The 12939-nt window shown below is 30.1% G+C and carries 10 protein-coding genes; 8 read left to right on the forward strand and 2 right to left on the reverse strand.

Annotation, left to right across the window (positions count from 1 at the left end; all coding sequences use genetic code 11):
* Window positions 1-65: 65 nt before the first annotated feature.
* Both ACREV6_RS10880 and ACREV6_RS10885 read right to left on the reverse strand, forming a co-directional pair.
* On the reverse strand, window positions 66-413 hold the full coding sequence (locus ACREV6_RS10880) for a VOC family protein (RefSeq protein WP_431578028.1): 348 nt from the start codon (window positions 411-413) through the stop codon (window positions 66-68).
* On the reverse strand, window positions 404-517 hold the full coding sequence (locus tag ACREV6_RS10885; RefSeq protein ID WP_431578029.1) for an NAD-dependent epimerase/dehydratase family protein: 114 nt from the start codon (window positions 515-517) through the stop codon (window positions 404-406). The genes ACREV6_RS10880 and ACREV6_RS10885 overlap by 10 nt, the downstream gene beginning before the upstream one ends.
* A 583-nt stretch (window positions 518-1100) precedes the next feature.
* Here ACREV6_RS10885 and ACREV6_RS10890 point away from each other — a divergent pair.
* From ACREV6_RS10890 to ACREV6_RS10925, 8 genes are all read left to right on the forward strand, one after another.
* Window positions 1101-2405 (forward strand): helix-turn-helix domain-containing protein, encoded by a 1305-nt coding sequence (locus ACREV6_RS10890; RefSeq protein WP_431578030.1) that lies wholly within the window; start codon window positions 1101-1103, stop codon window positions 2403-2405.
* An 87-nt stretch (window positions 2406-2492) separates the two neighbouring features.
* Window positions 2493-5366 carry an excinuclease ABC subunit UvrA gene (uvrA, locus tag ACREV6_RS10895; protein WP_431578031.1) on the forward strand — a complete coding sequence of 958 codons (2874 nt, stop codon included), beginning with the start codon at window positions 2493-2495 and terminating at the stop codon, window positions 5364-5366.
* A 35-nt stretch (window positions 5367-5401) separates the two neighbouring features.
* The gene (locus ACREV6_RS10900) at window positions 5402-5872 is read left to right on the forward strand and encodes a GNAT family N-acetyltransferase (protein ID WP_431578032.1); all 471 of its coding nucleotides are present in this window, start codon (window positions 5402-5404) and stop codon (window positions 5870-5872) included.
* Between the two features lie 162 nt (window positions 5873-6034).
* Window positions 6035-6592, forward strand: coding sequence for a sigma-70 family RNA polymerase sigma factor (locus ACREV6_RS10905; protein WP_431578033.1), 558 nt, complete (start codon window positions 6035-6037; stop codon window positions 6590-6592).
* Window positions 6589-7962, forward strand: a complete 1374-nt coding sequence (locus ACREV6_RS10910; RefSeq protein WP_431578034.1) for a DUF4179 domain-containing protein — start codon at window positions 6589-6591, stop codon at window positions 7960-7962. The genes ACREV6_RS10905 and ACREV6_RS10910 overlap by 4 nt, the downstream gene beginning before the upstream one ends.
* A 363-nt stretch (window positions 7963-8325) precedes the next feature.
* On the forward strand, window positions 8326-8883 hold the full coding sequence (locus ACREV6_RS10915) for an ArsR/SmtB family transcription factor (protein WP_431578035.1): 558 nt from the start codon (window positions 8326-8328) through the stop codon (window positions 8881-8883).
* A 42-nt stretch (window positions 8884-8925) separates the two neighbouring features.
* Window positions 8926-10182: an MFS transporter gene (locus tag ACREV6_RS10920; protein ID WP_431578036.1), complete on the forward strand. Its 1257-nt coding sequence runs from the start codon at window positions 8926-8928 to the stop codon at window positions 10180-10182.
* 434 nt (window positions 10183-10616) lie between these two features.
* Window positions 10617-12932 carry an ABC transporter permease gene (locus tag ACREV6_RS10925; RefSeq protein ID WP_431578037.1) on the forward strand — a complete coding sequence of 772 codons (2316 nt, stop codon included), beginning with the start codon at window positions 10617-10619 and terminating at the stop codon, window positions 12930-12932.
* The last annotated feature ends 7 nt before the right edge of the window (window positions 12933-12939 follow it).

The raw sequence follows: 12939 nt of genomic DNA on the forward strand, positions 1-12939 counted from the left end.
TCCCTTAGTTTAGATTTTATGAAAATTGTGAATTAATAATATTTAAATCTCCTTATCCACTAAAATTACTTAGGGATGCTTCTAACGTATATATGATTGCCGTCAGGGTCACAAAAATGCATATTCTTTGCTCCCCATGGTTGTAATTTAGGAGCATCAATAATATATATACCTAACTTTAGCAACCTCTCATATTCTGACTCTAAATCATCAACGGTAAAAGCAATACTAACATTTTGATTTTGATTATTCTTACTTTCTCCATTATTGTAAACACTTAAGGTTGTACCTTCAGTGATAATAAACTGATGTACTTCATCCTTACAGTCTGAATAGATATTTAAGATTTCCCTATAAAAATCAGCCATTTTTATTACATTATTTGTTTCTAAACAAACTTCTCCTAAATCCATTTATTTCCTCTGTTAGCAATTGTCACTTGATGACCATTTTTTAATAAATTATCTACTAAATGAACTCCGAAAAATCTTGTGCCACCTAATACAAGTATATTCATCTTTCGTCCCCCTATTTTATAAAATTAATAATTACACTTTGCATTTTTTAACAATGTCGTATTAACTAATGGTAATTATAGCATATTTTCATATAGGTAATCACTATTTTTGTAAAATATAGAAATTATTCTTATTTTTTAATGCCATATTATTCAATTTTCAAAGCCCATTGTTCATATTTCCAAATTCAATAGTTATGTCGTCCAATTTTCAAAGCTTGAAACAACCTGTCCTATTAATAAATACCTCTTATTTAGTATTTCTATTTTATAACGAAAATGATGGTAAATTCAATTCCTATAATAATGCTTAAAATATATTGAATTGTATAAGCTTTAAAAGGTGTCATAGTAGCATCTATAGGAAGAATAACCATTAATTTTCCGTAAATTAAGGAATATATCGATCTATATTTAGCATAAGTACATATAATTTGCTATGATTTTAATTAGAATTAGAAAGTCATACATAAAACATATTCAGCTACAATGTACTAACTGCAGTCATTTACAACATATCAAAAAATATCAAGAATAGTAAATCATTAGATGATATACTATATTTAAAGGTTGGTGATGGATTATGTCTGATTATTTTAAGCAGCTCCAAAAGACATTAGATTATATAGAAGAACATATTAAGGAAGATATTACTCTTGAACAATTATCAGCGTTATGTTTTTATTCTACTCATCATTATCATCGAGTATTTCAATCAGTTATAGGAATTCCTGTAGCAGATTATATAAAGAAAAGAAAATTATCTGTGGCAGCTGGGGAAATTATAGGAACTGATAAGAAGATAATTGATATTGCATTAGACTTTGGATTCAACTGTCATGAAACCTTTTCCAGGGCATTCAAGAGAATATTTGACATTACACCTAATGACTATAGAAAACTAAATACACATGCTATCCCAACAGATTTTTGGAAGGTCAGTTTTGCCAGCAGCGATTTACAAAAACGATATATGCAGGCAGTAGAGACATTGTGCGAAAGACTTAAGCAGGACAGCAATGTCATAGCAGTAATTTTAGAAGGTAGCTTATCTTATGATCAGGTCTGGGAGAAATCAGATATTGATATGGAGATTATTGTTAATGATAACAGTAAGCCTAATCCAAGTATTTGCCTTATAGAAGATGATATATATATAAATGGGAATATAATGACTAGAAGTGAATTTAGACAGAGTGTAGCAAGGATAACAAGGGGTTCAATGGCACATTCATACTTTTCCTTAGGGACTATGGTCTACTGCAAGGATGAATCTGTAAGGGAGCTCTTCGAAAGTATTAATGTAGCAGATGAAATAGGTGAGAGAGATAAATCTTTTGCGCTGATGAAGAGGCTTTATGGCATACTAGGACCCTTATATAAGGCAGAAAAGTGGTTAAAAGTTAAAAGTGATGCAAGGTATTCTTATATATGGATTGTAGAAACATTAAAAAATATTGCAGCTATAGAGGTATTGATGAACAATAATATACCTTCACGAGAGGTTATATTGCAGGCACTAAAGTATAATAATCCAATCATTGAGAAGTTATATGTTGGGCTAATGGATGAGCGGAAAAATAGTATAAACATATCTCAGGCAATTGAGAAAATCTATGAATATCTAAGACAGAATATGGAGGCAATCTGCAAGCCTATTTTGGACTATTTTAATAAGGCGAATGTGATGAAACCACTTTCTACAATAGTACAGGATTTTAATAATACTTTGGATAGTCATATAATCTGTGAAATTTGTGAATGGCTTTGCGCGGAGGGGGTACTACTTAAAGATATTTCACAAACTCATTTAACAAATAAAAGTAGTAGCATTGTGTACGAACCAGCCTATTTCAAGGTTGATAGTGATATGGATGTATTAATCTAGAAAAGTTTAGTCAGCTCTGAAGAAATAGTAACTTATTAGTTCTTTCAGATGATTTAGTAAGCTTCATAGATAGAGGAGGGGTATTTAGTGCTAGTAAAAAAGAATATTGAGATAAAGGGTGCAAGACAAAATAATCTTAAGAATATTGATGTAAATATTCCACGAGATAAGATTACAGTGATTACAGGTGTAAGTGGATCGGGTAAGTCATCACTTGCTTTTGATATTATTTATGGAGAGGGTCAAAGGAGATTTCTTGACTCATTACCTACTTTTTCAAGAAGCAGAATACCACAAGTGAAGAAACCAGAAGTAGATTTTGTTTTTGGTTTATCTCCAGTTATAGCTATAGAACAAAAAAGAGGCCTTGTTAACCCAAGATCTACAGTAGGGACTATGACAGATATTTATGATTATATGAGGTTATTATATGCAACAGCTGGTACAGCTAAATGTCCCTATTGTGGGCAGAAATACCAGGTTAAGACATCAGGGCAGATAGTTGAATCTGTATTATCCCTACCAAAGGGAACAAAGATTGAGTTTTTGACACCGGTACATAAGCTATACGGGGAGGATTATGCATATCTTTTTGATGACATAAGGCAGAAGGGATATAATAATCTAATTATAGATGGGAATAGAGTGGATATAAGCCAAGAAATAGAGAACGATGAATATTGTGAGCATGATATTAAAATAGTCATTGATAGATTTGAAATAAAGGGTAATATTGAAAAAAACATAACTAATTCTTTAGAAACTGCACTAGAGGTAATGGGGGAACATGTACTTATAGCGGAAATCATTTCTGAAGATATACCGCAAGAGATAAAAGATAAATTCTACAGCAAATTTGGTTGCCTTAAACATCATATTACTATGGCTAACATTCAATCACAGTACTTCGCCTTTAATAACATGTCTAGTTCCTGTAGAACTTGTGGTGGAATAGGAGCTACGAAAAAAGCAGATCAAAGGCTTATGGTGCTAAATCATGAAAAGAGTATAAATGAAGGAGCTTTTGATCCAAGTGTATATAATCCTAAGGGAGAAATTACATCTAAACATATCATAATGTATAGCCTTTCATTGTATTATGGTTTCAGTCTTGATACACCTTTTAATAAATTATCTGATGAAGTAAAAGACGTATTGTTCTATGGAACAAAAGGTGAAAAAATTATGATGGAAGCACCATCCAATGCAAAAAATAGATGCTGGCTTGTTGGTAGAAAAATTCAATTTACGGGATATATAAATCAAATTGAACATTGGTATAGGGAAGAAACTAGAAGAGATAAAGTAAATGAAGTAGCTCTTGAATGGTTTAAAAAAAAGATGGTGGAGTATACATGTCCAGATTGTGGTGGCAAGAAATTAAAAAGACAGAGGTTCGATATTCTTATTGAAAATAAGAATATACATCAGCTATGCTGGATGCAATTAACGGAACTATATGATTTTATGGAAAAATTAACATTCTCAGAGGATAAAAGATATATAGCAGAGCCCATAGTGAATGAGATAAAAAAGAGGATTTCACTTTTAATAGAGATTGGACTAGATTATCTTGCACTTGGCAGGAGAGCGGACACTATATCAGGTGGAGAAGCACAGAGGATAAGACTTGCATCACAGATTAGTTCAGGGCTTATGGGAATGATATATATACTTGATGAGCCAAGTGTAGGGCTTCATGCTAGAGATAGTAAAAAAGTTATAAAGATATTGAAGCACCTTAGAGATATCGGCAATACTGTCATAGTAGTTGAACATGACATGGAAACAATAGAAAATGCAGATAACATAGTGGAGATTGGACCAGGACCTGGAATACATGGTGGAGAAATAGTTGAAACAGGAAACATAGATAAAATTAAGAAATCTAAACATTCTTTAACGGGAAGATATCTATCAGGGAAAGAAATGATAGCTGTGCCTAGGGAAAGACGTAAGCATAATGGTAATAAGTTGAATGTTTTAGGCGCTAGAGAGAATAATTTAAAAGACATAGATGTAGATATTCCATTAGGTATTTTTGTATGCATATCAGGGGTGTCTGGGTCAGGAAAAAGCACGCTTGTCAATGATATCATTTATAAGAGACTGAGGAGTTTAAAAGACCCAAGGATTATTCCAGGCGAGCATAGGGGCCTTACAGGACATGAACATATAAATGAGGTTATAAATATAGACCAATCTCCAATAGGAAAGAATAGTAGGTCCAATCCCGCAACTTATATAGGTCTCTTTGATAGCATAAGGCTGCTCTTCACAAAAACTGAGGAAGCTATAGCTTTGGGATACGTAAACTCTAACTTTAGCTTTAATAGTAAGAACAGCGGAAGATGTGAACATTGCAAGGGAGACGGAAGAATAGTAACAAAGCTGCAGTTTATGCCAGATGTAGAAATTGTATGTCCAATATGCAAGGGACAAAGATATAAAAAAGAGATACTGGACGTTAGGTATAAGGGAAAGAATATATATGAGATTCTTGATATGAGTGTTGAAGAAGCATTAGAGTTTTTTAGGGATAAGAAAAATATACATTATAAATTAGATATTCTTAATCAATTAGGAATGGGATACATCAAATTAGGTCAGTCCTCATCAACCTTATCAGGAGGAGAGGCACAGAGAATAAAACTTGCGTCGGAACTTGGGAAGATAAAGAGTGGCTCAAATAATCTATATATATTAGATGAGCCTACTACAGGACTTCACATTTCAGACATAAAAAAACTATTGAATTGTTTAAACCTATTTGTGGAGATGGGACATTCCTTACTTGTTATTGAACACAATCTAGAAGTGCTTAAAACAGCGGATCATATAATTGATCTTGGTCCTGAGGGCGGTAAAAATGGAGGCTATGTGGTAGCACAAGGAACACCAGAAGGAGTGATGGAAGTAAAAGAATCTGTGACTGGGGAGTGGTTGAAGAAGGTTTTGTAAATATATAAAAAAGTTAACAAGGGGGGAATTAAGAAATGATTAATATTATAAAAGCTAAAGTTGAAGATTCTAAAATTATAACTGAAATTAAGAAATTAGCATATAATGATGAAACCCGTAGATTTGGACCTGGAAGAGATGGAGGTCCTCCTGGATATGAATCCCAAGAAGAAACGGAGAGTTTGATTAAAAATTATTTATTCTATAAGATTATGCATGATAATATGATAATTGGGTTCTTTTGGTTGCACGGGGAGGACAATAAAGTTTATGAATTAGAAGACCTATGTATTCATCCAGAATATCATAATAAAGGATACGGTTTTAACACATTAAAGTTAATGGAAGAATTACATCCACAGATAAAAAAATGGGTGTTAGGAACGCCTTATTATAGTGTAAGAAATCAACATTTATATGAAAAAGTTGGTTATAAAAAAACTGGACAAACTGAGGATGGGTTTTTATTCTTTTATGAAAAGTTAATTGGTTCAACTATTTGCTAAGAAAAAAACAACCCTCGTGCCTAAAAAGCATGGGGGTTAATTTTTAGATAAGAAGAGTGTGTGGTTAGATTATTGCTTATGAATTTAATATAGTATTGATATAACTTCTAAGGTTTTTACGACTTAATAGATATAAGAGCGTTTATAGGAAGGAGAATAATTATGAGACTAAATGAGGATAATGTTATTTCTGAGCTTAGGAAAAGAAATCCTAAAGCACTAGATTTCATTATTGATAAGTACGGCGGACTTATTCAATCTATAGTTAAGAAAACACTTTTTAATTTTGAAGGAAGCGGAAGCGTTGAAGAATGCATGAATGATGTTTTCTTAGCTATTTGGAACAATATAGATAAATTTTATAAGGAAAACAGCTTTAAAAGTTGGATAGCTGCTATTGCAAAGTATAAAGCAATAGATTATAAAAGAAAGCTGCTTAAGGAATTGTATAATGAAAATTTAGAAAATATAGAAATGCAACAGGAAGATACCTCAGATAAGAAGATTTTAGAGAAAGAAAACCATGAGGAATTGATGGCATTGCTATCTAGGCTTAAGCCAGAAGATAAAAAAATATTTATCCTTAGATATTTTAATGAGGAGAGTACAAAAGAAATTGCAGAGAAGTTAGATGTAAACAAAGAGGTTATAAATAATAGATTGAGTAGGGGAAGAAAAAAGCTTAGGAAATTAATATTTAGTGAGGTGAATAAACAATGAAGGATATATACGAATTACTAAATTATGCTGAAATAGGTGTAGAAGAATTTGATGAAACTTCATTAGATGATATATATAAGAAAAAGCTAAAAAAGAGATTACATCAGCAAATAAAAATTAGAGGAAATAATTTTGGCAAGACTTTAAAAGTGGCTGCGGTAGTATTAAGTATTATATCTTTAACAGCATTTGTTTCATTTAAGATCAACCCAACTTTCGCAACAGGAATACCAGTGGTAGGAAGTATAATTAAAAATATAACAGGATACGGTAATGAGGAGTTTGATAAATATACTTCAGTGATAAATAAAACTATAGAAAAAGATGGTCTTAAGGTTACTTTAAATGAAATAATGTTAGATGATAATCAGCTTAGAATTGCAGCAACCTTTAAAAGTGATAAAAATATGGAAAGCAAAATATTTAGTACACATATTCCTGAGGTGTTTATTGATGGAAAAAAAATAAATTTTTTAGGTGCTAGCGGAGTTAGTGAGAATATTGACGATTATACCTGTGTAACTGTAAATACCATTGAGGTTCATGATATCAAAATCCCTTATAACATGGATATGAAGGTTGTTTATGAAAATATTAGATTCACAACAGAAAAGGGAGAAGAGCAGGTAGTAAAAGGAGTATGGGAATTTAAAGTTAATATATCAAAAGAAGAAATTCAAACTAAAACTAAGAATATTAAGATAAATAAACGTGTTAAGTATAAGAATATCATCGATATGGATATAAAGGACATAAGAATAACACCACTTACAATGAATGTCTACTTTAAACTAAGAGGTGAAAACCAACTAAGTTTTATTATAAGAGATGATAAGGGAAGGGAATTAAGACAAGAAAGTTCAAGCTGTGGTTCAGATGGATTACTTGGGGCTATAGGTAATTACACAAAAGGTCATATTAGTTTCTCAGGAGTACCCCAGGATTCAAAAAAGCTTACTATAATTCCTTACTATGAAGATAAAGCGTTAAAGTATGAAGTTATAGAAAATAACAAAACAGAGCATATAAAGTACAATAACAATTTACCTGTGATTTTGAAACAAAATAATGAAAACAAAATAATTATCCATAAAATAGAACGTAAAGATGGTAAAGTATATGTAGAATATAAAACTGAAGGAATATCCTGTGAAATGCAAAAGTACAGATTGTATTTATATGATAGTAATAAAAAGTTGCTAGAACGTATATATGATGAAGGAAATATAGGTAAAGTAAATAATAGTGATGATATGATTATTGGAGTATTCAAAGCTAGTGAAAATGGGGATATCTATTTGGGAACGGATAATATGAAGGATATACAAGTAGTAAAGGATGAAGAGTTTACTGTTGATTTAAATAATTAATACTAGTGTAAGGAATCAACACTTATATTAAAAGGTTGGTTATAAAAAAACTGGTATATCTATAATAAAAAAGCAAAGTCTATAAAGGAAATTAATGATTCTGAAATGAAATAATTTTTTGAGGTTTAGAAGACAACATCACAAAATGTATATAACGATGATTAAAGATAGGTATACCTATCTTTTTTTTCATTAAAAGCATATAAAAAAAATAAAAATTGGAAATGTTTATTTTTATAGGAAATTATAGAAAACGTTGACATTTGGATAAATACGACATATAATAAAAATAAATATATCAATAAAATTTATTTTATTGATATAAATTGTTTGAATAATAAATAATTATTGAAAGGCGGGTATATGTTAGAGTACAAAAGAATAACGAAACCAGAGGAAATAAGAATTTTATCAAATACTTTTAGAATGAAAATTATTTCACTATTTAATCTAAATAAAGAATCTCTTACAGTAAAGCAGATGGCAGATAAATTAGGAGAAGTACCATCAAAGGTTCATTATCATGTAAAAATGTTAAAACAAATAGGTGTTATGGAGATAGTAGAAACTAGAGAAAAATCTGGAATAGTAGAGAAATATTATCTTCCTACAGCAGAAAATTTTAAAATTGATAATGCTATTAAAACAGCAGGAAGTGACATTTATGAAGAAGAACAGGACGACGTTTTAGGTATTCTAATCAAAAACATCAAAAACAATACGGATATATACAGAAAAAATGTTAAAGTAGGCGAAGATGATGGAAGGCTATTTAGTGATGTTATAGGTTATCTTACACCAGCAGAAACAAGAGAACTTCATGATATATGTGTGGAGTATATTAAAAATAAGCCTAAAAGGGAAGGCACAAAGCTATACGATTGTACTTTACTTACTGTCAGAAAATATGATAAAGAGTAGAAAATAATTGTCTTTCAATTTTTAGATGGAAGGGGAATTTTAATGGGGGCTATTAAGAAATTTTTGAGGGATAAAAATATACTTTTATTATGGAGTACTAGGGCATTTTCAAGATTTGGGGATGCCATGGAAATGCTTGCTTTACTATACCTCGTATATGATATAACGGGATCAGGGCTAGCTATGGGAAGCTTAATGCTATTTAGTGTACTTCCTAATGCAATAATAAGTCCAATTGCAGGGGTAGTATCAGATAAATATAACAAAAATAAGATTATGTTTGTGTCAGAAATGGTAAGAACAGTGTGTATAATTTTTATTCCTATACTAATGGTTACAAATTTAATAGAGTTATGGCACATATACACTATATCGGTGTTAGTATCTATTGCTGAAAGCTTTTTTGAACCTACTGCAGGAACAGCAATGGTATTGGTAGTAGGCAAAAAAGATATGCCTGTTTTTAACAGTGTTGCAACTATCTCAAATCATATAATGAGGATACTAGGTTATAGTTTGAGTGGTATTTTGATAGCAACAGTGGGGAAAGAAATTATTTTTGTGATAGATGGGATAACTTTCTTAGCATCTGCATTAGCTGCTCTATTTATAAAAATACCTTTTAAAGAAAATATATCTTCTGAAAAATCACCACATTTTATGATTGAACTTATAGAAGGCTTCAAATATGTATTTACCAACAAAATAATTATTGCAATTCTTTTTGTAATATTAATGATTGAATTTTTAGGTACGCCATTACAAATCTATATACCCTTAATAATTGAAAGAGTATTGAAAGTTAAAACAGTATGGTCGGGGTATTTTGCAACTGCAACTATAGTAGGAGCAATTATAGGTAATATACTGTACCCAATATTAAATAAGACATTTATAAAGCTTCATCATATTTATTTGGTTGGAATTCTTATATTAGGATTATTCATAGGGGGATGTGGATATATAATAAATCCTATATATTACACTGCAATGTTTTTTATATCTGGTTTAGTAAGTTCATTAATTGGTGTTTGGAGTTTTACAGAAATCCAGATGCGTGTTGATACCAGTTATCTTGGAAGAGTAGTCTCAATAGTAACAATGGTTATGCTTATAAGTTCACCACTGGCAGGTGTAGTATTTGGAGGATTGGCGGATAAGGTATATATACCAACAATTTTCAAATATTTATCAGTAATTTGGGTTATAGTTGCTATTATTTCGTATATTTCAATAAAGTTATCATATAGAAAGAATAAAGATGAAATGTTAAATCAAGAAAGTGTTAATTTAAATTAAAATAGACAGGTGAGTTTCTAAGTTTAAAATTTATTAGAATATTGTTCTCCCCCCTTGCCTAAAAAGCGGGGGGATTTTGTAATAACTTCTAGAAAGTACACTAATTAAAAACTTATTTTTTTTAATGTACCTTTATCTATATGTAATTCAATATCAATAGCTGCTATAAATTATAGCACGTTATACATATTTATACATTAAATATTGCTATAATAGTACATATTTTCATTTTTAAAGAACTCTGTTGGTACGTTCAATTTCTATGCTTTTCACTTAAGAAATATATAGATTCTTTATTTTATTAATATTAACTATACAATAAATCAGTAAGAATTCATTAAGAATTACATAAAGGCTATGAAAGATTTAAGATGTATTATAAGAGTATAAGATGATTATTTAAAAATAAGCGATGAAATAATTGGAGGGGGAAAATGAAGTTTATTAAATTTAGAAAAAAGAAAAAACAGTATTTTTTATTAGGACTAATTTTTACAATTGCAGTAACCTTATTCTCAGTATGTACTATATTTACTCTAGTAGCTAATACTTTTGCAACGCAGTATTATAAGGGAGATAGAACACCGGATCTTACCTATGTAACTATTTCAGAAAGTTGCTTTAATAAGTCAGTAGATTGGTGCACTTTGCAGGGTGAGAAAGTAAGGAACTTATCTAAAAGAGAGATATTAGCAGTTTCTAATAACATTAGAGTTAATAATAAACTATTAGATTTATCCTTTAGCTACGTAATTCCTATTAAAAATGTAAAAGAATTAAACTGGAAGGTAAATGTAATCAGTGGAGATACAAAGAGTTTAGCACCTAAAAAGAATGAAATATGGGTACCCAAGACATTTGCAGATACTAAGGGGATTAAGCTAGGTGATGAAATAGTTATTAAGAATTCTAAAGATGAGAATGTGCCGTTAAAGGTTACAACTTTAATAACGGATTCAAATCAGCCATCTACTACAATGGGAATAACTTATTTTTATATTAATAGTGATAAAATGAGTAGTTTAAGTGGTGTAACAAAGGCTTATTTAACTACCTTTAATGCAGAAGATGGAGGTGCAAAATCAACTGCTAATATAATTAAATATATAAATGAGCCACTTGCAGGGCTTATGTTTAATAAAGAATTTTTTAAAATGGCAGCAACCACGATACCAATTATGGTAGGTGGAATTGGTCTTGTTGCAGGAATGCTTTTAATAGGCGTTTTAATAATAATTCTAAGAGCTAATTTAAGCAGTAACATATTAAAGGAATATAAATCAATCGGAATATATAAATCAATCGGCATGAGTTCTAGGAAAATTGGGAGGCTATATTTAGCGACGTATGAAGCAGTATCAATAGTTTCATCTTTAATTGGGATATTATTAAGCGTTCCAATATCAAATTATATTTGCAATATTATTTTTGAATATATAGGAAAGTATAGCTTCGATTTAACTTCACTAATAATTATAGTAATGATATTTTCAATTTTTAATTTATTAGTTTATATAAATTTGAAGCTGATTTTAAGGAGAATAGATAAGATAAAGCCTGTGGAGGCAATTAATATAGGGGTAACTTCCTCAAAGGAAAAGTTCAAAAAATCTCTAATAAAAAATAATAGCAGTTCTTTTGCAATGGCAATAAATGATATTTTTAAATACAAAAAGATTAATTTTATTATTTTAATTATATTTGCTTTATGCTTTTATATTTCTATACTTTTTGTGAATATGCAGAATTCAATGGTTACTATTGAGAAGAATTGTCATACATGGTTTGGCAATCCTAAAAGTGATATGGTTATAACGTCAGATATTAATAAAGAGAACCCATTAAGAGAAGTAACAAAATATGTGGATAAAATGAAGTATGCACAAAAAAACTATTTATGGGATGTTTATAGTGGCAGTCGTAAGGTATCTATTGATAGTAAAAAATATAAGGTGAATCTTCAAGTGTTTTTTATAAATGTTTATAATGAATACAAAGAAGAGGATTATTCTATAACGAAGGGAAGAAACCCCAGGGAAATAAATGAAATATCTTTAAGTGGAAAAGTTATGAAGGATAATAATTTAGCTATAGGTGATTATATGGAGTTTTTTGTAGAAGGGGAACATAGAGAATTTCTGATAACAGGAACCTATAATTCTATGATGGCAGATAACCAGAGTATAAGGGTACTTACAAGAGCTGTAAATGGTCATGGTGGAAATGTAGCTTTTATAAAGTTGAATAATAAGGATAATTTTGAAGCAATTAAAAAAGATTTAGAAGAAAAGTTTGATTATATTACAGTGGAAAGAGTTTATCCATTATTGAAAGATTCAGTAGTACAAATTAAGTCAATAACGGGTACAGTTACCATCATAATATTAGTGGGAATAGTAGCGTTTTCTATAGTTAATGTTATAAGTGCAGTTATGTCCATAAATGCTGATAATAGAAAGAACTATGGCATTATGAAATCTCAAGGATTTAGTAGCAGTTATATAAGAAATAGATGTTTATATAGAATAATGATTTTAAGCACTATAGGAGCGGCAATTGGATTAGTAATTAATTTACTTTCTTCAAGAACTTTGATGAAAACTATGCTTCGTGGTACTGATGGCTATGTATTTACACTTTTAGGTACAGTTTTAATAGTAACTATATTACTAGCAGTTACTGCTATTTCAACTGTTTTATGCTGTAGGAGCATTAAAAATATTTCAACTGTAGAATTAATTGTGGATTAGGGGGATA

Source organism: Clostridium sp. (assembly GCF_050717515.1).
Taxonomy (GTDB): Bacteria; Bacillota; Clostridia; order Clostridiales; family Clostridiaceae; genus Clostridium_AD.